The 24,842-nt window shown below is 70.2% G+C and carries 18 protein-coding genes; 10 read left to right on the top strand and 8 right to left on the bottom strand.

Annotated features, from left to right (window positions below; genetic code table 11):
- Positions 1–29: 29 nt before the first annotated feature.
- Both U3653_RS14240 and U3653_RS14235 read right to left on the bottom strand, forming a co-directional pair.
- Positions 30–1,097 (bottom strand): PDR/VanB family oxidoreductase, encoded by a 1,068-nt coding sequence (locus U3653_RS14240; protein ID WP_195080125.1) that lies wholly within the window; start codon positions 1,095–1,097, stop codon positions 30–32.
- Positions 1,094–1,969 (bottom strand): metal-dependent hydrolase, encoded by an 876-nt coding sequence (locus U3653_RS14235; RefSeq protein ID WP_195080126.1) that lies wholly within the window; start codon positions 1,967–1,969, stop codon positions 1,094–1,096. Before U3653_RS14235 ends, U3653_RS14240 begins: the two co-directional genes overlap by 4 nt.
- A 104-nt stretch (positions 1,970–2,073) precedes the next feature.
- On the opposite strand from U3653_RS14235, the gene U3653_RS14230 reads away from it, so the two are divergent.
- A complete protein-coding gene (locus tag U3653_RS14230; RefSeq protein WP_323123990.1) occupies positions 2,074–2,736 on the top strand; it encodes a TetR/AcrR family transcriptional regulator in 663 nt (220 codons plus the stop codon).
- A 51-nt stretch (positions 2,737–2,787) separates the two neighbouring features.
- Here the strand turns inward: U3653_RS14230 and U3653_RS14225 are convergent, their stop codons facing one another.
- Complete coding sequence (locus U3653_RS14225) at positions 2,788–3,489, bottom strand: helix-turn-helix transcriptional regulator (RefSeq protein WP_195080128.1); 702 nt, start codon at positions 3,487–3,489, stop codon at positions 2,788–2,790.
- A 168-nt stretch (positions 3,490–3,657) separates the two neighbouring features.
- On the opposite strand from U3653_RS14225, the gene folE reads away from it, so the two are divergent.
- The 8 genes from folE to U3653_RS14185 all read left to right on the top strand — a co-directional run bounded on the left by folE (position 3,658) and on the right by U3653_RS14185 (position 13,076).
- Positions 3,658–4,266 carry a GTP cyclohydrolase I FolE gene (gene folE / locus U3653_RS14220; RefSeq protein WP_195080307.1) on the top strand — a complete coding sequence of 203 codons (609 nt, stop codon included), beginning with the start codon at positions 3,658–3,660 and terminating at the stop codon, positions 4,264–4,266.
- A 745-nt stretch (positions 4,267–5,011) separates the two neighbouring features.
- Entirely contained in the window at positions 5,012–5,821 is an 810-nt protein-coding gene (locus tag U3653_RS14215; protein WP_435406566.1) for a 3-oxoacyl-ACP synthase III family protein, read from the top strand.
- 9 nt (positions 5,822–5,830) lie between these two features.
- Positions 5,831–6,745 (top strand): hypothetical protein, encoded by a 915-nt coding sequence (locus tag U3653_RS14210; RefSeq protein WP_195080130.1) that lies wholly within the window; start codon positions 5,831–5,833, stop codon positions 6,743–6,745.
- A complete protein-coding gene (locus tag U3653_RS14205; protein ID WP_195080131.1) occupies positions 6,742–8,415 on the top strand; it encodes a fatty acid CoA ligase family protein in 1,674 nt (557 codons plus the stop codon). Before U3653_RS14210 ends, U3653_RS14205 begins: the two co-directional genes overlap by 4 nt.
- 2 nt (positions 8,416–8,417) lie before the next feature.
- Complete coding sequence (locus tag U3653_RS14200; protein WP_195080132.1) at positions 8,418–8,699, top strand: hypothetical protein; 282 nt, start codon at positions 8,418–8,420, stop codon at positions 8,697–8,699.
- Positions 8,696–9,742: an NAD-dependent epimerase/dehydratase family protein gene (locus U3653_RS14195; protein ID WP_195080133.1), complete on the top strand. Its 1,047-nt coding sequence runs from the start codon at positions 8,696–8,698 to the stop codon at positions 9,740–9,742. The genes U3653_RS14200 and U3653_RS14195 overlap by 4 nt, the downstream gene beginning before the upstream one ends.
- A gap of 26 nt (positions 9,743–9,768) precedes the next feature.
- Entirely contained in the window at positions 9,769–10,968 is a 1,200-nt protein-coding gene (locus U3653_RS14190; RefSeq protein WP_195080134.1) for a peptide synthetase, read from the top strand.
- Positions 10,965–13,076 carry an MMPL family transporter gene (locus tag U3653_RS14185; protein ID WP_195080135.1) on the top strand — a complete coding sequence of 704 codons (2,112 nt, stop codon included), beginning with the start codon at positions 10,965–10,967 and terminating at the stop codon, positions 13,074–13,076. Before U3653_RS14190 ends, U3653_RS14185 begins: the two co-directional genes overlap by 4 nt.
- A 271-nt stretch (positions 13,077–13,347) precedes the next feature.
- Here U3653_RS14185 and U3653_RS14180 read toward each other — a convergent pair whose 3' ends face one another.
- Positions 13,348–14,289 carry a sigma-70 family RNA polymerase sigma factor gene (locus tag U3653_RS14180; RefSeq protein WP_195080136.1) on the bottom strand — a complete coding sequence of 314 codons (942 nt, stop codon included), beginning with the start codon at positions 14,287–14,289 and terminating at the stop codon, positions 13,348–13,350.
- A gap of 10 nt (positions 14,290–14,299) precedes the next feature.
- Entirely contained in the window at positions 14,300–15,490 is a 1,191-nt protein-coding gene (locus U3653_RS14175) for an NAD(P)/FAD-dependent oxidoreductase (RefSeq protein WP_195080137.1), read from the bottom strand.
- 118 nt (positions 15,491–15,608) lie between these two features.
- Here U3653_RS14175 and U3653_RS14170 point away from each other — a divergent pair, with 118 nt between their 5' ends.
- The gene (locus U3653_RS14170; RefSeq protein WP_195080138.1) at positions 15,609–15,938 is read left to right on the top strand and encodes a hypothetical protein; all 330 of its coding nucleotides are present in this window, start codon (positions 15,609–15,611) and stop codon (positions 15,936–15,938) included.
- Between the two features lie 112 nt (positions 15,939–16,050).
- On the opposite strand, the gene U3653_RS14165 is transcribed toward U3653_RS14170, so the two are convergent.
- Genes U3653_RS14165 through U3653_RS14155 form a run of 3 tightly spaced genes read right to left on the bottom strand, consistent with a single transcriptional unit; the run spans position 16,051 to position 24,580 of the window.
- Positions 16,051–16,734 carry a hypothetical protein gene (locus tag U3653_RS14165; RefSeq protein ID WP_195080139.1) on the bottom strand — a complete coding sequence of 228 codons (684 nt, stop codon included), beginning with the start codon at positions 16,732–16,734 and terminating at the stop codon, positions 16,051–16,053.
- Between the two features lie 9 nt (positions 16,735–16,743).
- Positions 16,744–18,141: a condensation domain-containing protein gene (locus U3653_RS14160; protein ID WP_195080140.1), complete on the bottom strand. Its 1,398-nt coding sequence runs from the start codon at positions 18,139–18,141 to the stop codon at positions 16,744–16,746.
- Positions 18,142–18,172: 31 nt separating this feature from the next.
- Positions 18,173–24,580, bottom strand: a complete 6,408-nt coding sequence (locus U3653_RS14155) for a type I polyketide synthase (protein WP_195080141.1) — start codon at positions 24,578–24,580, stop codon at positions 18,173–18,175.
- Between the last annotated feature and the right edge of the window lie 262 nt (positions 24,581–24,842).

The following is a 24,842-nucleotide window of genomic DNA, read 5'->3' as shown; positions in this document are numbered from 1 at the left end:
CCCACCGCGGGCGACGTCGCCCGCCGGGCTCACAGATCCAGTTCGAGTTCGCCGCCGCACGCGCGGGAGACGCAGGTCAGCATCGTGTCCGCGCGCTCGGAGTCGAGCAGCGTCCGGTCCCGGTGCTCCACCGCGCCCGCGAGCACCCTGGTCTTGCACGTGCCGCAGAAACCCTGCTGGCAGGAGTAGGCCACGCCGGGCAGCACGCGGCGGATCGCGCTGAGCGCCGACTCGTCGGCGGCGACCTGCACGTCGAACCCACTGCGCCGCAGTCTGATCCGGAACGGCTCGCCGTCGCGCACCGGCAGCGGCGAGAACCGCTCGGTGTGCAGCGATGCCGACGGATCATGCAGCGCCAGCACCCCGCGCGCGGCCTCGGCCAGCGGCGGCGGACCGCAGACGTACACCGCGGCGCCTGGCGGCGTCTGCTCGAAGATCATCCGCGCGTCGGGTACGCCGAACTCGTCGTCCGGCCGCACCACCACATCGCCGCCGGTGTAGCGGGCCAGGTCGTACAGGAACGGCATGCGCGTCCTGGACCGGCCCAGGTACATCAACCGCCACGGCACTCCCGCACGCTCGGCCGCGGCGACCATGGGCAGGATCGGCGTGATCCCGATGCCGCCGGCGACGAACAGATAGCACGGGGCCGCGACGAAGGGGAACGCATTGCGGGGGCCGCGCACGCCCAGTCGGTCGCCAACCCGCAGATCGCGGTGGATCTCCGCGGAACCGCCGTCACCGTCGGCGATGAGGCGCACCGCGATGCGGTAGAACCCCCGGTCGGCGGGGTCGTTGGTGAGCGAGTACTGCCGCTGGCGACCGGACGGCAGGAAGACGTCCAAGTGCGCGCCCGGCGTCCACGCGGGCAGCGGGCCGCCGTCGGGATGGCGCAGCCACAGGCTCACCACCCCGTCGGCCTCGGCGCCGATCCGGTCGACGACCACCTCGAATTCGTAGCCGCTGCGGCGCACCGGATCGGGGCGCGACAGCAATCGCGCGGCGTCGCTTTCGACGAACAATCGTTTGTAGGCGTCGGCCGCCGAGCCGATCAGGCGCAGCGCCGGTCCGGGCTGGAACCGCTCGACGGCGGTCACGCGCGCGCCGCCCGTGCCGCGGGCGACTGCGCGAGGTAACGCAGCGCGTTGTCCATCGGGCCCAGCTGCGAGGGATGGAAGCCCGGCCGCAGGTAGCGCGGGATCTCGGTGAAGAACGTCGTGAAGCTCGGCACCACACCGCGCACCGAGGCGCTGGCCAATTGCAGCGGCCAGAACCGGCCTTTGTGCTTCGACGGGTCTTTATGGAAGAGATAGCCGCCGGAGATGACGAACAAGACGAGCAAGCCCGCGCTGGCGAGCAGCGCCTGCCGCGCCTTGCGGGCGTAGCCACCGTCGACGTGCATGTACGCGTCGTAGACCACGCTGCGGTGCTCGACCTCCTCGGCGCCGTGCCAGCGGATCAGATCCAGCATCGCCGGGTGCATGCCCTTGGCCTCGAGCTTGTCGTTGGTGAGCAGCCATTCCCCGATGACCGCGGTGTAGTGCTCCATGCCCGCGAACAGCGCGAGCCGCTCGCACAGCCACTCCCGCTTGGCCCGGCCGGACAGTCCGTGGTCGCCCAGTATCCGGTCGACCAGCCAGGTGACCCGCTCGACCATCGGGCCGACCTCGAGACCCAGCCGCTCCAGCTGTTCGCGCGCCTTCTCGTGCGAACTGGCATGCATGGATTCCTGGCCGATGAAGCCGCGGACTTCCTCGCGCAACCGCTCGTCGTCGATCAGGGGCAACGCCTCGGCCAGCGCCTGCGCCATCGCGCGCTCGCCTTCGGGGAGCACCAGGTGCATCACGTTGATGATGTGGGTGGCCATCGCCTCGCCGGGGATGTAATGCATCGGCACCGTGGCGAAGTCGAACTCCACGGCCCGCGCGTTGATGGCGTGCGCCTGGTCGGCATATACGGCAGAACCCATCTCGCACCCCTCGTGATCGATCGGTTCTTCGCAATGTATTGGTGACATCACATGCTGTCAACATCACATGATGTCAATTCGGACGCTATGAGAGGATGTCGGCCATGGACGAAGCCGACGGGTCGATTCCCGGCATGCGCCGCTGGCGCGGGCAGTCCCCCGCCGATCGCGTCGCCGCACGCCGGGAACAGCTGATCGAGGCGTGCACGGAGCTGATGGCCACCGTGGGCGCGGCCGAGACGTCCATGCGCGGCGTCTGCAGGCAGGCCGGCCTCACGGAGCGCTACTTCTACGAGAGCTTCCCGAACCTGGACGCGCTGCTGACCACCGTGCTGGACACCGTGGTACTGGGCGCGCGCGACCGGCTGCTGGACGAACTGCCCAACGCGCCCGTCGAACGCGACGCGATGTTCCGCCACATGGTCGCCGTCTTCACCGACTACCTGCTGGAGGACCGCCGCCGCGGCCGGATCATGTTCGTCGAGTCGCAGGCGACGCCCGTGCTCCTGCCGCGCGCCTACGAACTCATCGGCCTTTTCACCGCGCCGATCGCGCTGGTCATCAGCGCGGGCGACTACACAGGACCGATGCCGGACGAGCACGATCACGAGCTCAACGCCAGCGCCATCTTCGGCGCGCTCGCCTACCTCTACCGCCCCTGGCTCGACGGCGAGATCCTGGTCTCCCGCGAGCGTTTCGACGCGCACGCCTCCGACGTGCTGGAACGGATCGCCACCGCGCGCTCCTCGCTGAGCACCGAAGCCTAGCTCCGGACGCCGCGCGCCCGTGCACGCGTCGCGGTCACTCCGGTCGGCGAATCACCCGCGGCTGGCGGTCGAACGGAGTTCGACGCAGCATTCACCCGCCGCGGGCGCCAGGATCGCGGTCACGCTGTCGGCTTCCAGACCGTCCAGAAAGCCGCGCAGATAGGCGTGGTTGATTCCGCACACCAGGTGGGGGGCCTTGGCCGCCAGCGGGTGGAACGGGCAGTTCCGCAGACGCAGGCAGCCGGAACCTTCCCGGCTGGGTTCGAACCCTTGATCGGTGAGCGACGAGCGCAGCAGGGTCAGCGCGCGTTCCGGGCCCAGGCGCCCCGGCCGGAGTTGCCGACGTAGCGCCCGTCCGTCTTCGGCGCCGCGATCACCCGCGACCCGGATCGCCGCCTCGCGCGACGTCTCGCCGGCCGACTCGGCGAGGACGGCGTCGGCGAGTATCTCCGCCAGCACCTGATGGCGCCGTTCGGGGATGCTCACCTGAACGTCGGTGTCGGCCGGCTCGTAGACCTTCGGCGCGCGCCCCACCCGCCGGACGCCCCCGACCTGCTCGTAGCGGGCCCGCAGCAGCCCGGCGTCGACGAGCTTGTCCAGATGGAACGCGGCGAGCTTACGGGATATCCCGACCTGTTCGGCGGCCTCGTCCCTGGTCACCGGACGGCGGGCGCCACGGATGTACCGGTACATCCCGCGCCGCAGTTCGTCATCCAAGGCGGCCACGGCACCGATCGCCGCATCGCTGGTCACCCGATCACAATAACACTCATAGTGCTGGCCGAAGCAGGTCTGGCAACGACTTCACGTGCTGGACTTGACCGGTGATAGCTATTTCACCAATAATATTTGTCGTAATGAGCGCTACAGGAGATCGTCGTGACCAGTGACATGCAGCAGGCCGAACGCTTGGTGGGCGGGATGCTCGCCGAGCACACCGTGCGTCCGTTACGAGTCGTCCACGACTCCGGCGCCACCATCGACCTGGCCGCCGCCGAGCGCGCGGCGGGCGAGTTCCTCTCCGCTCTCGGCGTCGGCCTCGACGACGAACACCTCAGGGCCACTCCGGGCCGGATGGCGCGCGCCTATGCCGAACTGTTCACTCCCCGCCCGTTCGACCTGACCACCTTCCCCAACGACGAAGGCTACGACGAGCTCGTGCTGGCCCGCCGCATTCCGTTGCGGTCGGTGTGCGAGCACCACCTGCTGCCGTTCGTCGGAGTCGCCCACGTCGGTTATCTGCCCGGCGACCGCATCCTCGGGCTGTCCAAGCTCGCCCGCATCGTCGAGCACTTCTCCTGCCGCCCCCAGGTGCAGGAACGGCTGACCAAACAGATCGCCGATTGGCTGGCGTCGAATCTGAGCCCCAAAGGCGTCGGGGTCGTCATCGAAGCCGAGCACACCTGCATGACCCTGCGCGGCGTGCAGGCCGTCGGCACGACCACGGTCACCTCCACCATGCTCGGCACGCTGCGTGACGATGCCCGCTCCCGCCAGGAGTTCTTCTCCCTCACCGGCATCGCGCCATAATCACGCCGTCGCGCGCCTGCCCTTGCGCCGGCCGATGGCGCCGATCGCTGTCTGCCACAACGATGTTCGGCGACGATCGGCCCACCGTCCGCACCGGCCGCCGCACCCTCACCCGGCGCGCGCTTCGCAGTGAAGTCACTCACATCCGGCGAGAGAGACAGCCCGCCGAGCACTCATCGATTACCGCCATCCGGCAATAACCGATCGGTAGCCATTCACGGGGCGACACATTCGCCCGCACCGCGGGCCGCACACGCCTTCGGACACGAAACAGCGCGACAAACCGAAACGGCAACTCACATCGCAATACTGCGAACGCCATAGCCAGCCGGTCACCGGTTGGTGATACCTCACGAAACAGATACTCTCCGCAGTGATTTCCGTCTCAGACGGAACGCTTCAAGGCGATATAGCCATTCGTTGTTACCGTCGGGTAGTGTTCACCGCACCGACGATCAGAGTCGATCCGGAACCGTAATTCCCCACGATTTCAGGAGCGCTCGTGTCTCCCCATTCCCGTTTCGAATCCATCGGCGCCTATCTGCCTTCCAGAGTTGTCACAACGGCTGAACTGCTCTCCGGCCTGAAAGAACCGCCTTCATTCGATCTGGAGAAAATCACCGGCGTCCGCGAACGCCGGGTCCGCGATACCAGGCCGGAAAGTCACGAAGACTCGTTCACGCTCGCCACCAAGGCTGTCGAAGACTGTTTGTCCAGGTCGCAGTATGCGCCGGAGGAGATCGACGTGATCATCTCCGCCTCGATCACGCGCAGCAAGCACGCCACCAGGATGTACATGGAGCCGTCCTTCGCCGGTTCGATAAGCCGCCTTATCGGTGCGAAGAACGCGATCACCTTCGATATCACGAATGCCTGCGCCGGAATGCTCACCGGCACGTACATCCTGGATCGGATGATCCGGTCCGGCGCCGTCCGCAACGGCCTCGTGGTCAGCGGCGAGGCGATTACTCCGATCGCCGAGACCGCGGTCGCCGAGATTTCGCAGAAATACGATCCGCAGTTCGCCTCGCTGTCGGTCGGTGATTCCGGATGCGCGATCGTCCTCGACCAGGCGGTCGACGAAAACGACATCATCCACTACATCGAAATGATGACCGCCGCGGAATATGCGCAGTTGTGCCTCGGCATGCCGAGCGGCAAGACGCAGGGCATCGCGATGTACACCGACAACCGCAGGATGCACAACGAGGATCGCTTCCTGCTCGGCACCAACACGCAGCGGAAATTCCTCGAGGCGCAGGGCAAGACCTTCGCCGACGAGAAATTCGACTATGTCATCCACCATCAGTTCGGCGCCGCCGCCATCCCGTGGATGAACGCGATCGCCGAGCGCGAGTTCGGCAGCCCGATGCCGCCGGACCTGCGGGTCATCGAGAAGTACGGAAACACTTCCACCACTTCGCATTTCATCGTGCTGCACGATCAGCTCAGCGAGCAGAACATTCCCGCGGGCTCGAAGCTGCTGCTGGTGCCCGCGGCTTCCGGCATCGTCACCGGGTTCCTGTCCACCACCATTTCGTCGCTGAAGGTCTGAGGTCCGGTCATGAGCGTGCGTATCAAGTCCACCGCGATCAGCCGGGGCGGGGACACCAACAGCATCGTCGAGCACAACGGGCGCGCGGCCAAGCGGTGCCTCGAACGTGCCGGTATCCGTCCCGACCAGGTCGGCCTGCTGATCAACGCGGGCATCTTCCGCGATTCGAACACCGTCGAGCCCGCGGTGTCGGCGCTGATCCAGAAAGCGGCCGGCATCGGCCTGGAATACGCCAAGGACGACCCGCGGACGTTCTCGTTCGACCTGATGAACGGCGCGGTGAGTGTGCTCAACGCGGTGCAGGTGGCCACCTCGGTCCTGGAGACCGGCAGCGCCGAGCACGTGCTCGTCGTCTCCGGCGACACCCATCCGTCCCTGTTGCGCTCCGTCGGTGACGAACGGTTCCCGTACGCCACCTGCGGCGCGGCCCTGCTGCTCGAGCACACCGACGAGCCGACCGGCTTCGGCCGGGTGCACACCGCCGCGGGCGAGGGTACGCCCGCGATCGAGGCCTACGTCGACGTCACGACCATGGGCAATACGGGGCGCGGCGCCATGACGGTGGAGCGCGAGCCCGGCTTCGAGGAGCGTCTGCTGGACGTGGCGATCGACGTCGCGCGCCGGGCGCTCGCCGAGTCCGACCACGTCTCGCTCGACGAGATCGCGCTGATCGCCTCGACGCCGAGCCTGCAGTTCCCGAAGAGGCTGGCCGCCGCCCTCGGCATCGACGAAAGCTCGGTCCGCACACCGGATCTGCGCGACGGCGACCCGCACACGGCGGCGCTGACCGCGGCCTACGACCAGGCGGTGGCGGACGACACCCTGGCCCCGTACCGCCAGGTGCTGTTCGTCGCCGCGGGCGCGGGTCCTTCGGCAGCGGCGGTGCTCTACCGGCTGCCCGTCCTCGCCGGGGCGCCTGCGTGACAACGGGGACCTACTGGCAGGCCATCGATCGGTTCCGTGCGGTCGTCCGCACCGACCCCACCCGCGTGGCCGTGCGCTACGCGGACGGGGTCGGCCCCGATGGCCTGCCGGCCTACCGGCACCTGACCTATCGCGAGCTGGACGCGTGGTCGGACACGATCGCCCAGCGGCTCACCGCGTCGGGAGTCGGTACCGGGACGCGCACCATCGTGCTGGTGCTGCCGAGCCCGGAGCTGTACGCGATCATGCTCGGGCTGTTGAAGATCGGCGCGGTGGCCGTGGTGATCGACCCCGGCATGGGTGTGCGGAAGATGTTGCGCTGCTTGCGCGCCGTGGATGCCGAGGCGTTCATCGGTATCCCACCGGCCCATGCGCTGCGCGTGCTGTTCCGGCGCGGCTTCCGCACCGTCCGCACGACGGTGACGGTCGGCCGACGCTGGTTCTGGCGCGGCGACACGCTGCGCGACTGGGGCCGCACGCCCACCGGCTCGTTGCCCACCGCCCGCCCGGCCACCGAGGACGACCCGCTGGTGATCGCGTTCACCACCGGCAGCACCGGCCCAGCGAAGGCCGTGCAGCTGACCCACGGCAACCTTGCCGCGATGGTGGAGCAGGTGCACCTGGCGCGCGGTGAGGTGGCGCCGGAAGCCTCCTTGATCACGCTTCCGCTGGTCGGCGTGCTGGATCTGCTGCTCGGCTCGCGGTGCGTGCTGCCACCGCTGATCCCCAGCAAGGTGGGGGCGACCGACCCGGCGCACGTGGCCGACGCGATCCGGAGGTTCGGGGTGCGCACCATGTTCGCCTCCCCCGCCGTGCTCATCCCGCTGCTGGAATACCTGCGCGCCCACCCGATTCCGCTCGACTCGCTCGAGAGCGTCTATTCCGGTGGCGCGCCGGTGCCGGACTGGTGCATCGCCGGGCTGCGCGCGGTGCTCGGCGCGGACGCGAAGGTGGTCGCGGGATACGGGTCCACCGAGGCGCTGCCGATGTCCACCATCGAGTCGCGGGAACTGCTGGACGGCTTGGTCGAACGGGCGCACCGCGGCGCGGGCACCTGTATCGGCAGGCCCTCCTACCAGGTGCAGGCGCGCGTCGTCGCCATCACCGACGACCCCATACCCACGTGGGACCGGGCCGAAGAACTCGCGGGCGGGCTGGCGGACACGCGCGGCATCGGCGAACTGGTGGTGAGCGGGCCGAACGTCAGCACCAGGTACTACTGGCCGGAGCAGGCGAACGCGCTGGGCAAGATCGCCGACGGCGACCGGATCTGGCACCGCACCGGCGATCTGGCGTGGATCGACGAACAAGGACGGATCTGGTTCTGCGGCCGCAAGAGCCAGCGCGTGGTCACGGCGCGCGGACCGATGTTCACCGTCCAGGTGGAGCAGATCTTCAATACCGTCGCGGGCGTGGCCCGCACGGCGCTGGTCGGGATCGGTCGGCGCGGCGCGCAGCGGCCGGTGCTCTGCGTCGAGCTGGAGCCCGGCGCGGACCCTGCCGTCGTCGAGCCCGCGCTGCGGGCCCACGGGGCGGGATTCGAACCGACCAGGACGATCGCCGACTTCCTGGTTCACCCGTCGTTCCCGGTGGACATCCGGCACAACGCCAAGATCGGGCGCGAACAGCTCACGGTGTGGGCGGCCGAGCGCCTGGGAACGGACACCTGATCATGAAAACGACCGTATTGCGGGCGGTTCCCGTCCTGGGATGGCTGTATCTGGCGGGCGGCGCGCTCGCCGCGGCTACCGGCCGGGTCCCCGGCAGCCGGATCCTGCGCACCGTCTGGTGGATCGACGCGTTCCTCAGCGTCGTCGTGCACGCGGCCCAGATCCCTGCGGCCTTGCGCGCCGCCGACGGCTCCGGCCACGGCAGGCTCCGGACCGCGGTCCTGACGCAGATCTTCGGCCTGACCTGGTGGCGGACCCAGCCCGGCAAGGAGGAAAGGCAATGAGCAAAGTTCTGGTGACCGGCGCGTCCGGTTTTCTGGGCGGCGCGCTGGCGCGCAGGCTGGTGCGCGACGGCGAGCACCACGTGTCGATCCTGGTGCGTCGCACCAGCGATCTGTCCGATCTGGGCCCCGACCTGGACAAGATCCAGCTGGTCTACGGTGACCTGACCGATCCCGCGTCGCTCGAGCGGGCCACCCGCGGCGTCGACATCGTCTTCCACAGCGCGGCCCGGGTGGACGAGCGCGGCACCAGGGAACAGTTCTGGAACGAGAACGTCAGGGCCACCGAGCGGCTGCTGGAGGCCGCCCGGCGCGGCGGAGCCGCACGGTTCGTGTTCATCTCCAGCCCGAGCGCGCTGATGGACTACTACGGCGGCGATCAGCTCGACGTCGACGAATCGGTGCCGTACCCGCGGCGCTACCTGAACCTGTACTCGGAGACCAAGGCCGCGGCCGAGCGGGCGGTGCTCGCCGCCGACACCGACGGGTTCCGCACCTGCGCGTTGCGCCCGCGCGCGATCTGGGGTGCGGGCGACCGGTCGGGCCCCATCGTGCGGATGCTCGGGCGAGCCGGCGCGGGAACGCTGCCGGACCTGTCGTTCGGCCGCACCGTGTACGCCTCGCTGTGCCACGTCGACAACATCGTCGAGGCCTGTGTGCTGGCGGCCGCGTCGGACGAGGTGGGCGGCAAAGCGTATTTCATCGCCGACGCCGAGAAGACCGACGTCTGGGGATTTCTCGGCCAGGTGGCCGCCCAGCTCGGATACCGGCCGCCGACCAGGAAACCCAACCCCGAGGTGATCGGTGCGGCGGTGCGCGTCATCGAGACGATCTGGCGCGTTCCCGCCGTCGCGACCCGCTGGTCGCCGCCGCTGTCGCGCTACGCCGTCGCGCTGCTGACCCGCAGCGCCACCTACGACACCAGCGCCGCGGCACGCGATTTCGGCTACCGGCCGGTCGTCGACCGCGACAGCGGGCTGACCGCCTTCCTCGCCTGGCTGGAAGACCAGGGCGGGGCGGTGGAACTCACCCGCCGTCTGCGCTGAGCACTTCATCGGCACCGGAGACCAGCATGAGCAACGCACCCGTCTTCCGCAGAAAGATCACCCCCACCGAACGCCTCTATTTCTCCACCCGGCAGGTGACTCCGCCGTTCGTGATGCACCTCGCCGTCCACGGCGACGGCAGCCTGGACCCGGCCGCCTTGCAGGCCGCCGTCGACCTGGCGTCGGCGGCCGCCCCCGGCGCGCGCTTGGTGCGCGACGGCCGCGACTGGGTGGACAGCGGTCTGGCCGCCACCGTGCGCGTGGTGCCGGGATGGTCGCTGAACTACGACGCCCTGGAGCACGACGCGGTGCTGAACAGCCCGATCGGTCCCACGCCTGACCGCACCACCGAGGTGCTGCTGCTCACGGGCGCGCAGACCACCGTGCTGTTCCGCGCCTTCCACGGCGTGATGGACGGCATGGGCCTGCGCCTGTGGGTCGACGACGTCTTGCGCGCCTTGCGTGGCCGGCGTCCCGTCGGCGCGCCGCACCCGGTCGCGGACGCCGAACTGGTCGCGCGGACAGGCGCTGCGGGCCGACCGACGCTGGTGCTGCCCACGTTCAAGGCGCCGTCGGGGCGCGGCCGCCAGGATCCGGCGGCCCCGCGCTGGCTGCTGCGCCACCGCACGATCGAGGCGACCGGCAAGGGCATCGTCGCGCGGGTGGCGGCGATCCTGGCCGGGGAGTCGGATGCGAAGTCGCGCTTCATGATCCCGGTCGATCTGCGCAGGCACGATCCGGCCCTGCGCTCCACCGCGAATCTGGCGCTTCCCCTGTTCCTCGACGTGGCGCCCGGCGAAGACTGGGAGACGGTCAGGGAGCGGATGCGCAGCGGGCTGCGGGAGAAACGCGAACTGAACGAATTGGACAACGGCAAGTTGTCGAAGTTTCCGGACGCCGTCATCCGCGCGGTGCTGCGCGGCAGCAACTGGCTGGGCGCTCGGCTGAATCGGAACATGGTGTCGGCCACCGTCTCCCACCTGGGCGCCTTCGATCTCGACGAGATGGCGGTGCCCGGCTGGACACCGACGACCATGCGGGTGCTACCGCAGCACAGCGGCGCGATGCCGCTGCTGTTCGCGATGGTCGAATCGCGCGGGAAGCTGGAGCTGACCGTCTCCTGCCGCAACGGCGCCGGCATCGAGCCCCGCCTGGAGGCGCTGCTCGACACGATCACCGCGCGGCTCGAGGCCGAGCTCGCGCCGCACGATGCGGCCGTGGGATGACCGCCGTCGCCCGGGTGGTCCTCGCCCGGCCACGGATGGTGCTCGCCGTCGTCGCCGGGGTGATGCTGCTGTCCGGCCTGCTCGGCATCGGAGCGTCGGACAAGGTCACGGCTGCCGGGTTCATCGATCCCGGCAGCGAGTCCGCGCACGTGGATCAGCTCGTCAGCGAGCACTTCGGACCGCAGAACCCCGACGTGGTCGTGCGCTACACCGCTCCGGAGGGACAGACGCTCGACGACATCGGCCCCCGGGTTCGGGAGGCGCTCGCGCGGATCGATCCGGCGATGCTGCAACGGCCGATCGAAACCTATTGGAACGCCGGATTCGCGCGCAAACAGTTCCTGCGGTCGGCCGACGACCGGCACGCGCTGGCCGTGGTCTATCTCGCGGGTGACGCCAACCAGCGCGTCGCCGCGTATCCGGACATCGAACCGCTGCTCCGCGTTCCGGGTGTCCCGGCCGATCTGTCCGGCTACAGCGCGGTCTCCACGGAGATCAACGCGCAGTCCCAGCACGATCTGGTCCGGGCCGAAGCGCTCTCGCTGCCGCTGACGCTGCTCATCCTGGTGCTGGTGTTCGGCGGTCTGATCGCCGCGTCCTTCCCGGTGGTGGTCGGCGGCCTGACCGTGCTCGGCGCGAGCGGCGCCATCCGCGTGCTCGCCGAACTCACCGAGGTCAGCACGTTCGCGATGAACATCGCCTCCTTGCTCGGCCTCGGGATGGCGATCGACTACGGACTGTTCCTGGTCACGCGGTTCCGCGAGGAGGTCGCCGACGGGCACGACGCGCGCTCCGCGATCATCCGCACGTACGCGACCGCAGGGCGCACCATCGCGTTCTCGGCGCTGCTGCTGGTCTGCGCGTTCGCGGGGACGTTCGTCTTCCCGCAGGCGGTGCTGCGTTCGCTCGGCATCGGCGCGATCACGGCGGTGGCGCTGGCCGCCGGGCTCTCGCTCACCGTGCTGCCCGCACTGCTGGCCCTGTTCGGCGCGCGCATCGGCACCGCGCGCGCGATCGATCGCACCGACCGGTTCTGGGGTGGCCTGGTCGACCGTGTGCTGCGGCGGCCCGGTCTGGTGACGGTGCTGGTCGGCGCCGTCCTGCTGGTCTTCGCGGCGCCGCTGGCCGGGCTGCGGCTGGGCGACATCGACCATCACGCCTTGCCGCCGGGCAACCCCATGCGCGTCACCATCGAGGAGCTGACCGGGCAATTCCCCGCGGCGGGCAGCGGAGCCACCATCGTGCTGCGCGGCACGGACGGGCCGCCGCAGTCGGCCGCGGTGGACGCGGCCGCGGCGGCACTCGGCACGGTCGACGGTGTGCGGCAGGTCGTCCAGGTGGGCCGCGCCGAGGATTTCGTCGTCTTCCACGCGTTTCTGCGCGACACCGATCGCACCGAGGCGGCGAGCGACTCGGTGCGCTGCATGCGCGGTCTGACGCCCCCGGACGGCACCGTGCTGTGGATCGGCGGCGACACCGCGGCCACCGTGGACAGCGTGCGGTCCATCGTCGCCGCCATGCCGTGGATGATCCTCGTCATGGTCGGCGCGACGGTGGTGCTCTTGTCCACCGCGTTCCGCTCGATCGTGTTGCCGCTCAAGGCGGTCGTCCTCGCCTTCCTCAGCCTCGCCGCGACCTTCGGCGTACTGGCCTGGATCTTCTGCGGCGGGCATCTGGCCGGCGCGTTCGGCGTGAGCACGGGCCCGATCGCGGCGGGCATGCTGGTGCTGATCATCGCCGTGGTCTTCGGCCTGTCCACCGACTACGAGGTGTTTCTGCTGTCGCGCATGGTAGAAGCGCACGACGCGGGCGCCGACACGGCGGCGGCGGTGCGCCTCGGCACGGTCAGGACCGCGCGCGTGATCACCGCCGCGGCAACCCTGCTGGTGATCGTCACCGGGGCGTTCACCCTCTCCCCGCTCACGCCCATGCGCTTCCTCGGCCTCGGCATGATCATCGCGCTCGTCGTGGACGCCACCCTGGTCCGCATGCTGTTGGTGCCCGCGCTGGTCCAACTGATGGGCCCGGCCAACTGGTGGTCGCCGCGCCGCCGCATCATCCCGGCCACCGTCGGCCGCATCCGCGACCGCACGCCGACCGCGCGCTGAGCGCCATCCGCGCGGGCATCATGTCTGCCGTGCGCCGGTCGGCTGCGCGGGCGTCCCCGCCGGCTGGCGCTCGCTCGCCACGGCGTCACGGTTGCATTCCCGGAATACGCGCCGGGTGCCCTACGGAGTGAGTGCCTTACTCGACTCCGCGGCGGTTCTCTGGGTGAATCGTGCACCGAGGCGCGTCGTGGGACAGAGCCGTCCGGCATCTGCGCTGGCGGAGCCGTTGTACAAGAAATCGCGGACGGTCGCGCCGAAGGGGAACCGCCGGTCACCACGATTCGATCAAGGGGACGTCGTGCTCCTGCCGCCGCCATTCCTCGGTGAGGCGGCCGAGTCGGTCCGGGGCGGCGATGCCGCGCACGCCTGCGATCTTGTCGTCGCGGACTTCCAGCACCACCAGGCCCACGACACGGTCGCCGAGCGTGGCGACCATGGCCGGGCAGCCGTTGACCACGGCGGCGTGGATCGCCGGGGTGCCACCGGCGAGCCTGCGCTTGGCCGGCGTCGGTTTGAAGCCGGCTCGCACCGCGCCTGCGATCCGCTCCGGGGTCGCGTACCGGATCAGCTTCCCCGCCAGGCCCAGCCCGGCGCCGTCGGAGATGCCGGTGGCGTCGTCGGTCAGCAGCGCGACCAGCCGTTCGGTCCGGCCCGATGAGGCGGCGTCGACGAACGCCTCGACGATGCGGCGCGCGCAGGCATGGTCGATGTCCGCGCCGTTGCGGGCGGCGGCGATTCGGCGCCGGGCTCGGTGGGTGTGTTGCTGACTCGCGGACTCGCTGATGCCGAGGATCCCGGCGATCTCGGCGTGGCTGTAGTCGAAGGCCTCGCGCAGCACGTAGACGGCCCGTTCGACCGGCGAGAGACGCTCCATCAGCGTCAGCACCGCCAGGGTCACCGATTCGCGCTGTTCGACGGTGTCGGCCGGGCCAAGCATCGGGTCGCCGTCGAGGAGCGGTTCGGGCATCCAGGCGCCGACCGCGCGTTCGCGCCGCAGTCGCGCCGACCGGAGCCGGTCCAGCGCCAAGTTGGTGACGATCTTGGTCAGCCACGCCTCCGGCACTTCGACGTACTCGCGGTCGGCGGCCTGCCACCGCAGGAAGGCGTCCTGCACCGTGTCCTCGGCGTCGGCGGCCGAGCCGAGCAGACGGTAGGCGAGTGCGGCCAGCCGATTCCGGCTGGCCTCGAAACGCGCCAGGGTGGCCGTGTCCATGAGCGTGACTCTATGCGGCGATCGCGTCGAGGGAGCGCTCTCGGGCGGTGGCCGAGCGGTAACGGCGACTCGGCCTTCCGAAGGTCGGGTGGCTCACGCTCCAGGCGGCGGTCCCGACGATCGCCGACTTGACGCGCGCGGCCGCCCGGCCACGCAGCGCCCACGACTTCGATCGCGCCGCACCGTCCACGAACTGGAAGATCCCGTCCTTGCGACCGAGGCTGATGTGGTTGCCGACATACGACAGCGCGGTCGTCGGGATCTCGCGCCCGGTCCGGTCCCCGATGATCGCGGCCGTCGCCTGCATGCTGGTGTATCCCGCCGAAGCGCAGGACATCGGCAACGGGCGACCGTTGTCGCCGATGACGAAGACGCTGTCACCGGCGACGTACACATCCGGGTGGGAGACCGACCGCATCTGACGGTCGACCTCGATCCGGCCGTCGGGGAGCACCTCGAGGCCGCTGGCGGCGGCGATCGGGTGGACGGCGAACCCCGCGGCCCACACGGTCGCGTCGGAGGCGAGGGCAGTGCCGTCGGACGCGACCGCCGCCGCCTGCTCGACGCGCTCGATGGTGGTGTGCTCGTGGACCGTGATACCGAACCGATCGAAGGCGCGCAGCAGGTGGCGGCGGGCCTCGGCGCCCAGCCAGCCGCCCAGTTCGCCGCTGGTGGCGACGGCGACCCGGAGCCCGGGGCGGGCTTCGGCGATCTCGGTGGCGGCTTCGATCGCGGTCAGGTTGCCGCCCACCACCAGCACTTCGCCGTCCCCGCGCAGCTCGTCCAGTCGTGCGCGCAGCCGCAGCGCGGACGGCCGCGCCGCCACGTGGAAGGCGTGTTCGTCGACGCCAGGAACACCGTGATCGGCGACGGTGCTGCCGAGCGCGTAGAGGAGGGTGTCGTAGCCGAGCCGGTCGACGCCATCGCCGTCGGCGACCGTGACAGTCCGGTGCTCGACGTCGACGCCGGTCACCCGCGCCACCCGTAACCGGATGCCGGTGCCTGCGAACACCTCCGCCAGCGGCCGGTGCGGGAGATCATGCCCGGCGGCGAGCTGATGCAGGCGCAGCCGTTCGACGAAATCCGGTTCGGCGTTGACCACGGTGATCTCGAAGTCGTCGGAGTGGAGCCGACGCGCCAGGTAGCCGGCGGAGAAGGCTCCGGCGTAGCCTGCCCCGAGGACGACGATGCGGTGCTTCATGGTTCGCTCCTGTCTGGTTCCCGTGTTCCCTGAACGAGACAGCTGCCGGATTCCTGACAGCGTCAGGCAGTGATGTGGATCACCCCGAGGTTCACTCGGCGGACAAGCCGGTGGGACGGTGCCTCCGCAGCAAACCGATCCCGTCGCCGCGCCTTTTCGGTCCCTCACCGGCACTGCCTGGCTGTTGCGGCGAAAACTCCTGCGGGGCCGCTACGGCACCAACCTGTTCGGATTCACGGTCTACGATCTGGCGATCGACCTGCCGTTCCTGCCCGCCCATCCGACCTTCGGTCTCACCGGCCCGCACGGCCGCGCGGACAGCCCGCCGATCGAGGGCACCCTCACCAACGGTGGCGCCAGTTGCACCGGAGGCGGCCGGGGCGCCCTGTTGTGCACCTCGAAGGGCCACAGCTTCAGCTTCGGCTGGTCGGGCACGCAGATCAGCTGACCGAGGAAGCCGCCCGGCCCGCGCGCAGTGCGGGCCGGGCGGCATGTTCATCGCGCCCCGCCGCACCTCCCGCATCGCCCGACATGTGCACCGCCTTCCGGACCCCGCGGTGCTACGCGACCAGTTCCATCAGCCCGCGTGGATCCCACGGCATCGGCCCGGTCGGGAAGCTGAGCCGCGCCAGCCGGTGCGGCGGGTCCGCGTCGAAGTGGGCCACCGCGGGCGGCAGGAATCCGCCGATCACCTTCTCCACCATCGTGTTCAACCCGGACAACCGCGGCCGTAGCCGTACCTGCCAGCTGGTGATGCGCCCGGCCGGTACGTCGACGACGGTGCGCTGCTCCACTTTCGCCCCGAGCGGGACGTGGACAGAGAAGGCCAGCCACAGATCGACGCACTCCTCGGCGCCCTCGGCGAAGTCGAGGCCGCGCAGCAATGTCAGGCCACCGGCGAGCGGCATCACGTTGGCCGGGAAGGGCGCGATACCGCCGCCGAACTGAAGGTGGGTGGTGCCGATGAAGTTGGCTTCCTCCCGGCTGACCACCGCGGCGCCCGAGCGGGTTTCGGCGCGGTAGCGCTCGGCCGACAACCGGTCCCCCGAGCGCTGGAACCGCTGCTCGACGGTCATCGCGAAGTTCGCGTGCCCGAGACCGACCTCGAGCATCGAGCGGTAGCCGTCGCCGTCGTGCGACACCACGCTGATCAGGTTCAGCTTCGGCGGCCGGTCGGCGACGGTGACGGTGTAGACGGATTTCTCTCCGTCGGGGATCCCCGGATCCCGGAATGCCGTGTGCACAGGTCCTCCTCACCGTGTCTTCCCGGCCGCCGCCGCGAACACCGCTCGCAGCGTGGCCACATAGCGCTCGACGGAATCGTGCGCCACCGGCGTGTCCGGGTAGATGACGCTCAGCGTGGTCTCCGACGCGAGCCGGTTGATCCAGATCAGCACCTGCTCGGAGGCGGCCCGATTGGCGTACAACCCGCACGACGCCAGGTCGAAGAACTCGTTGCCGAGCAGTTCTCTGGCGTCGACGTAGGAGATCATCGGCGTGGACCAGCCCGGTTTCAGATCCAGATCGGAGTCGGCGGGCAGCAGTTCCACCACGCGCTGGAACGAGGTGGGGGCCAGGCGAAGGCCATTCTCGTAAGCGTGCTGCGCGAGGGCCGCGGCTCGGCCGAAAGAGGTGGCAGACCCGAGCGGGAAGGCCACCGGAAGCAACGTCACATACCAGCCGACGGACGCTCGTTCGGCCGCGGAGCTACGGGTGCTGACGGGCGTCATGCCGAAGTAGTAGTCGCTGTCGACGAGCTCGCGCTCGGCCAGCGCCGCCGCGGCGAAGATGCCGCCGACGAACTCCGCGCCGTTGTCGCGGCAGACCCGCTCGAACCGCAGCGCGGTGTGCTCGTCGAACAGCGTGACCGTGCGGTGCGCGCTGCGGTTGTAGACATCGGTGCGCCTGCCCAGATTCAAAGGAAAAGAGGGCAGTTCGCCGTCGTTTCCGCGAATCAGCTCCAGCCACTTCTGCACGCCGGGCGAGGCGAGCGTCATCCGGCCGGTGTACTCTCGCTCGGCGGTGCAGTAGTCGAGATAGCTGGCCGCGGGTTGCAGCATGCCGACGTCTTCCCACACCTCGCGCAGGTACAACAGCGCGAGGTCGAACCCGGACAGGTACTGGCCGAATCCGTCGGTGTGCAGATGATCGACCGCCAGGTAGACCGTCGTGGAGTCCTCGCGTTCGATCGCCCCGAAGGTGAAGCAGTCCCAGTCGAAGGGCCCCGGCGTGGTCTTCTGCACATGGTCGCGGATGGCCCTGGCCTCGTCCACGTGCCCGTAGTCGACGGGCACGAAATCGACGTCGCCGGCGGGCACGAGGTGCCGTTCGATCGCACCGGCGGCGTCGACCCGGAACCAGGTCCGGAAGGTGTCGTGGCGCAGCAGGAACGCGTTGACCGCCCGCGTCATCGCGGCACGGTCCAGCCCGCCGGCCGGGATCTCCGCGGTCACCAGGCACAGGCCCGAGTACCGGAAATCCGCGTCGGCGTGCCGATCGGCGAGGCGCAGATACTGCTCCTGCTGGTGCGAGGGCGGGGCCGGGTGCACCGGCGCCCGCCGGGCGCGCGCCACCGACTCCGGTGACGCCACCCAGCTGACCAGCCGGCCCGGCCCCGGCTCCCATTCATCGATCAGCCCGAAACGGACCACGGGAACTCCTCGTTTCGACGACGGCGGCCGGTCACGGCTTGGCCCCGGCCGCCAGCAGCGCCCGAGCCGGTTCGGGCGCTGCGCCGTTCGACGCAGACGCCGGGGCCGGATCCGCGACCGGCTGTGCCTGACCGGACTCCGCGGCGAGAATCAGCTCCGCCACCTTCGGACCCGCCTGCTCGAGGCTGAACGACCGGCCCATCTGCAGCGACATCAGGTCGATGCCGAGCGTCTTGGTGACCCGCGCCCCCAATTCCACCGCCATCAGCGAATCCAGCCCGAGTTCGGGCACCGGAACGGTCATGTCGATGGACTCGACCGGCACGCCCATGACGACGGCGAGTTCCTCGGCCATCTTGCGGGCGACGAAGGCTCCGCGCTTGCCCTCTTCGATCGCGGCCACCTCCGCCCGCAGCCGGGCCAGTTCGGAGGTGTCCTTCGCGGAGGCCTGCGCGAGCGCGGTCGTGCGCCCGGTGCGGGTCAGCTGTGGGAAGGTGCCGGTCAGCTTGGCCCAGTCGGTGGGGATGATCGCCGCGCGGGCCACGCCCAAGCGCAGCGTCTGCTCCAGATAGGCGGTGGCGTCGGCCATGTCGATGGGGTCGAAGCCGACCAGATCGAGGTACTTCAGGGCCGTCTCGTCGGCGGCCATGCCGCCCGTCGCGCCGGACAGGTGCCCCCAGCCGACGCACAGCGCACGCTCGCCGGCCCGGGACCATTCCTCGGCCAGCGACTCCACCGCCACGTTGGCCGCGCAGTAGTTGTACTGACCGTAGATGCCGTACATCGAGCCGCCCGAGGAGCACAGCACGAACATGTCCAACCGGATGCCCGCGTCGGCTACGGCCCGATGCAGCACCCTCGCACCGTGCACCTTCGGGCGATACACCCGTGCCAGCTCGTCGAATTGCATGGCGGCCAGCCGATTGTCGGCCACCGCGCCCGCCGCGTGGAACACTCCGCGCAGCGGGTGCTCTGCGCTGTGCGACCGCGCGACGATCGCGGCGACCGCCTCCGGATCGGTGACGTCGGCCCGTTCCTCGACCACCTCCACGCCTACCGTTCGCCACGCCTCCAGCTGACGGCGGGCCTCCTCCGTGCTCGCGCCGCCGCGGCCGAGCAGAACCAGCCGCCGCGCCCCGCGCAGCACCAGCCAGCGCCCGATGGCCATCCCGAACCCACCGAAACCGCCGGTGACGAGATAGGTCGCGGCGCTGTCGATCTCGATCTCCGGCAGGTACGGCCGCACCGCAGGGGTGGGTGAATCCATGCGCAGCGCGATCCTGGCCAAGCCGGTGGAGCGGATGGTCTCCTCGAAGGCCCTGCCCACCTCGTCGGTCTCGAACAGCCTGTAGGGCAGCGGCTGGTAGGTGCCCGCGAGCACCTTCTCGTAGACCCGCTGCAGCAAACGGGCCAGCCGCTGCGCGTCGACGGCGACCAAGCGGTCCAGATCCATCGAGAAGTACGCCAGGTTCTTGTCGAAGTTCGCCATCTCCAACAGGCCGCCGGTGTAGATGTCGGCCTTGCCGACCTCCACGATGCGCCCGAATTCGGCGACGGCGTTGAAGTTCTGGCGCAGGATCTCCCCCGGCGCGCTGCTGAGCACCACCTCGACGCCCTTGCCTCCGGTCAGCTCCAGCACGTCGTCGACGAAGTTGAGCGAGCGCGAGTCGATCGCGTGATCGGCGCCGAGGGCGAGCACGTGGGCGCGGCGCTCGTCGGTGCTGGCGGTGCCGATGATGCGCGCCCCGCGATCCTTGGCCACCTGGATCGCGGCCGTGCCGACACCGCCGGCCGCGCCGTGGATCAGCACCGTCTCGCCCGGTTCCAGCCGGGCCAGATCCAGCAGCGCGTACTCGGCGGTGCCGAAGGCGATGGTGCTGGTGCAGTAGGCCGGATCGGCGTCGGCGGGCAGCGGGATGGCCAGTTGCCGGTCGACGACGACGTAGCGCTGCATCATGCCCTTGGCGGCGACGGCGACCAGATCCCCCACGGTGACGTCGGTGATCGCGGCGCCGACCCGCACCACCTCGCCGACGCCCTCCATTCCGGGCACGGTGCCGAAATAGGTCGGCGCCAGTTCGCGCTCGCCGAGCAGTCCGATGACCTTGAGCGGGTCCTTGTAGTTGAGGCCGATGATCTTCATCCGCACCTCGATCTGGCCCGGTCCCGGTTCGGGCCGCGGGCACTGCCGCCACGCCAACGCCGACAGCAGGCGCGTGCGGGGCATCTCCAGTGCGAAGTTGGCTTCCGGGTCGGTCAGCGGCTCGGCGGTGTCGAGGGCGTCGAGGCGCTCCTGCAACGGCTTGGTCACCATCGGGACCCAGCGCTTGCCCGCGCGCAGCACCACCTCGTCGAGGTTGTCGTTCCAGAAGGCGCCGGGCACCGCCAGCTCCCCGATCAGATCGCCGATCGCGGTGTCGGGTTCGACGTCGATCAACCGCCAGCGCAACGCCGACTGCTCGTTCAGCAGCACCCGGCGCGCACCGGCCAGCGCGGCGTGATTCGAGTTCGGCGGGACCGGGCTGTCCGGCAGGGCGAACGCCTGTTCGGTCACCAGGGTGGCATGGCACCACCCGTCCCCGAAGACGCTCTGCGGCCCCTGTTCGGTGGTCTCCGGGTGCACGAACTCGTCGAGGGCCACCGCGATCCGCTCCAGGGTCCACAGATCGGCCACATCGTCCTCGACCCCGCCCGCGACCACGCAGACGTGCAGCCGGTCGGCGCCCTCCGCCTTGGCGGCCGACAGTGTCGCGGCCAGATCGGCGGCGAGTTCGCGGCCCGCCACGCCTGCCACGTAGAGCCGGGAGCCCGGGAGCGCGGCGGCCAGTTGCCCCGCCCGCGTGCAGCTGCTGCCCAGCGCGATGATCACCGTGGACACCGAATCCTGCGGCAGGGCGGCGGGATCGATGGCGTCGCGCGGTTCCAGCGTCTCGGTGTAGTAGAAGTCGACCATCCGGTGCAGCGGATCCTGGCCCGGCGCCAGCGCGCCGATCTGCAGGCCGCTCAAACGCATCACGAGGTTGTGCTCGTCGTCGAGCAGGTCCACGTCGGCGCGCAGCCTGGCCCGTGGGTCGCGCCGCGCGACCACGGTGATCCGCTCGGGCAGCGGCGCGACCAGCCGCACCGCCGCGACACCGACCGGCACCAGCGTGCCCTCGTCGATCCTGGCGTCGGCGAACAGCAGGGCCGCGGACTGCATCGCGGCATCGACCACCGCGGGGTGGGCCAGATGTCCGGAGTCCGCGGCGATGGCGCCGTCGACGGTGGCCACCACCGCGTCCGCGCCGACGCGCACGGAGGTGACGCGGCGGAAAGCCGGTCCGTACTGCAGTCCCGCCGCGGCCAGGCCGCTGTAGAACATGTCCGGGTCGACGTCGAGACCGACGTCCAGGGTGGGCACCGTGACCTTGGTCGGCTTGTGGCTGCCGGTCAGCGTGCGGCCGAACGCGTGCACCGTCCAGGCCGTCCCGGTCGCCGAGCGCGATCGGATCAGGAACCGGCCGCTGGCCTCCTCGACGGTGAGCGCCACCAGCGGCACGTCCGGCGCGCCCATGATCAGCGGGGCCACGAACCGCACCTGTTCCAGCGCGACCCGTTCCACGCCGAGCCGGGACGCCGTCGCGCTCAGCGCGGCATCCAGGTACGCCGCGCCCGGCATGATCTTGACGCCGTTGACGACGTGGTCGGCCAGCCACGGCAGCAGCTCGGTGCCGACCTGCAGCAGCCAGTCCGGACGGCCCTCCACGTCGGGATCGCCGAGCATGGCGTAGGCGCCCGGTGTGCCGAGCCGGGCCTGCTCGAACAGCGGCAGCGCCGCGTGCAGCCGGGTCCGCTGCCACGGATAGCGCGGCAGCGGCACGTGCGGGGTGGCGGGATGCCGCGCCGGGAACAGCTCGTCCAGGTCGAGCACGCCCGCGCCGTAGAGGCCGATGAGGGTGCGGCGGATGCTCACCGAATCCGGCTGCTTGCGATCCAGCGTCGGCACCGTCGTGCCGTTGACGTCCGCGCCGAGCAGCGCTTCGCGGATATTGCCCGAGAGCACCGGGTGCGGGCCGACCTCCAGGAAGACCCGGTGGTCCGCGCCGATCAGCTTCGTGACCGCGTCGGCGAACAGGACGGGCTGGCGCACGTTCGCGCACCAGTACTCGGCGTCCCACTCCGGGCCGAGCACCGGTTCGCCGGTGACCGAGGAGTACAGCGGCACGGTCGGCGCCGCAGGCGTCAGCCCGGCCAGCGCCGTGCGCAGCTCGTCCAGGATGGGGTCCATCAACCGGCTGTGGTACGGCACCTCCACGCGCAGCCTGCGCGCGAAAACGCCGTCCTCGGTGAGCTTCTCGGCGAGCGCATCGAGGCGGTCGGCATCACCGGACAAGGTCAGCGAGCTCGCGCTGTTGATCGCGGCGACATCCACCCGCTGGTCGTCGCCGACGAGCTCGCGGGCCCGCTCCGGCGACATCCCGACCGCGAGCATGCCGCCCGAACCGGCGGTCGTCGCCTGCAACCGGGCCCGGTGATAGGCCACCAGCACCGCGTCGCGCAGCGACAGCATGCCGCTCACGTAGGCCGCCGACACCTCGCCGACGCTGTGCCCGACCACGGCCGCGGGCCGGATGCCGTACTCGGCCAGCTCCCGCACCAGCGCCACCTGCACGAGGAAGTTGGCCGGCTGCGCCACCTCGGTGCTGGTGACCCGTGACTCCTGCTCGGGCCGCAGCAGCTCCTCGATGATCGACCACCCGGCGACCGAACGGAACTCCGCGTCGACCGCCTTCGCGGTGTCGGCGAAAACACCCTCGCCGCTCAGCGATTCGCGCGCCATCCCCCACCACTGCGGGCCCATGCCAGAGAACACGAACACCGGTTCGGCCGTCCGCGCCACGATCGTGCGCGCGGCGTCGCGGCCCTCGCCCGCGGCGAACGAGCGCAGATCGCGCACCAGCTCGGCGGTGTCGCCGAGGAGCACGCCCGTGCGGTACTGGTGGTGCGCCATGCGGGTCCAGGCGGCCTCCGCCAGCCGTTCCGGATCGGCGCCCGCGGCGATCAGATCCCCGAACCGGCCGGCCAGCGCACGCGCCGCGCCGGTGCTGCGCGCCGAGATCGGCAGGACGCCGAAATGCCTCGCCGGCGCGACAGGCGGGGTAGAGCCCTGCCGGAACTCCTGCAGGATGGCGTGGGCGTTGGTGCCGCCGTAGCCGAAACCGTTGACCGCGACGGTCATCGGCTCGGCGTCGTCCGGCAGCGCCTCCGCCTCGAGCTGCACGTGCAAGCCCAACTCGTCGAACGGGATGTCGGGGTTCGGTGTGTCCAGCCAACCCTGCGGCGGGATGGTGCGATGCCGGATGGCCAGCGCCGCCTTGATCACGCTCGCGATACCCGCCGCGGCCTCGGTGTGCCCGAGGGTCGACTTCACGGAGCCGACGCCCAGCGAACGGGTGCGCCCTGCCGGCGCGCCGAACACCCGGCCGAGCGCGCGCAACTCGACCGGATCCCCGACCAGCGTGCCGGTGCCGTGCGCCTCGACATAGGTGATCGCCTCCGGCGCGAGCCCGGCACGGTTGCACACCGAACGGGCCAGCGCCTCCTGGGAATCGGCGTTGGGGACGGTGATCGCGGTGGTGCGGCCGTCCTGATTGGAGCCGGTCGCCTTCACCACCGCGTAGATCCGGTCGCCGTCGCGGACGGCGTCGTCGAGCTTCTTCAGCGCCACCATGCCCGCGCCCTCGCCGCGCCCGTAGCCGTCGGCCGAGGCGTCGAAGGACTTGCAGCGGCCGTCCGCGGCCAGGAAGCCGCCCTTGCACATCAGGACGAAGGTCTCCGGTTGCAGCATCACGTTCACCCCGCCCGCGAGCGCCACCTCGCAGTCGCCGTTCTCCAGCGCCTGACAGGCCAGATGAAACGCGACCAGCGACGACGAGCACGCGGTGTCGACCGTGAGCGCGGGGCCGACGAGGTTGAGCGCGTAGGCGATCCGGTTGGACAGCATGGTGTAGGACGCGCTCGCCGGAGTGTGCATGTCGGTGTGGAACAGGGCCGGGCCGACCACGCCGATCACCGACTGGTCCACCACGAACCCGCCGACGTAGACGCCGATCGATCCGCCCGCCGCGCGCCGCGCGATCCCGGCGTCGTCGAGCGCCTCCCAGGTCACCTCGAGCATCAGGCGCTGCTGCGGATCCAGCACGGTCGCCTCGCGGGCGGAGATGCCGAAGAAGTCCGGGTCGAATTCCCACGGGTCGATCGTCATGAACGCCGCGCGCTTGGTGTAGCTGCGCCCCGGCGTCCTCGGTTCCGGATCGTAGTAACGGCGGTAGTCCCAGCGATCGGCCGGCATATCGACCACGCCGTCCCGTTTGTCCAGGACGAATTCCCAAAAGGTGTCGGGCGAGTCGATTCCCCCCGCAAACCTGCAGCCGATGCCGACAATTGCAATATCCGACATGCACATCCTCCGGGTCGGATCCAGTTCGACCGCCATTCTTTTCCGGCGATCGGCGAATTAGATTGTGCGCAGCTGGCGTCCGGCCCAGCGTAACGGCCGCCACACCGGCAGGCGCGGGCTCAGGGAGACTTCACAACCGGCCGGTGAATCGAGTTGTGGCATCTCGAAATTCTGGATCGCAAGCCGGTGAAATGCGTTGATATTGCTAGGTTTCACCTGTTCCCGGCCCTCGCCGAAATACGATGTCATCGGTTAGGAGGCG

Source organism: Nocardia implantans, assembly GCF_035544775.1.
Lineage (GTDB): Bacteria > Actinomycetota > Actinomycetes > Mycobacteriales > Mycobacteriaceae > Nocardia > Nocardia implantans.
This window is presented reverse-complemented; position numbering and strand designations above follow the sequence as displayed.

Bases quoted from the DNA above. Each gene is read 5' to 3' on its own strand.
- U3653_RS14210 (WP_195080130.1), top strand. From the start codon at position 5,831: ATGAGCGTGCGTATCAAGTCCACCGCGATCAGCCGGGGCGGGGACACC.
- U3653_RS14180 (WP_195080136.1), bottom strand. From the start codon at position 14,289: ATGGACACGGCCACCCTGGCGCGTTTCGAGGCCAGCCGGAATCGGCTG.
- U3653_RS14235 (WP_195080126.1), bottom strand. From the start codon at position 1,969: ATGGGTTCTGCCGTATATGCCGACCAGGCGCACGCCATCAACGCGCGG.
- U3653_RS14195 (WP_195080133.1), top strand. From the start codon at position 8,696: ATGAGCAAAGTTCTGGTGACCGGCGCGTCCGGTTTTCTGGGCGGCGCG.
- U3653_RS14175 (WP_195080137.1), bottom strand. From the start codon at position 15,490: ATGAAGCACCGCATCGTCGTCCTCGGGGCAGGCTACGCCGGAGCCTTC.
- U3653_RS14190 (WP_195080134.1), top strand. From the start codon at position 9,769: ATGAGCAACGCACCCGTCTTCCGCAGAAAGATCACCCCCACCGAACGC.
- U3653_RS14200 (WP_195080132.1), top strand. From the start codon at position 8,418: ATGAAAACGACCGTATTGCGGGCGGTTCCCGTCCTGGGATGGCTGTAT.
- folE (WP_195080307.1), top strand. From the start codon at position 3,658: ATGCTCGCCGAGCACACCGTGCGTCCGTTACGAGTCGTCCACGACTCC.
- U3653_RS14155 (WP_195080141.1), bottom strand. From the start codon at position 24,580: ATGTCGGATATTGCAATTGTCGGCATCGGCTGCAGGTTTGCGGGGGGA.
- U3653_RS14185 (WP_195080135.1), top strand. From the start codon at position 10,965: ATGACCGCCGTCGCCCGGGTGGTCCTCGCCCGGCCACGGATGGTGCTC.
- U3653_RS14230 (WP_323123990.1), top strand. From the start codon at position 2,074: ATGGACGAAGCCGACGGGTCGATTCCCGGCATGCGCCGCTGGCGCGGG.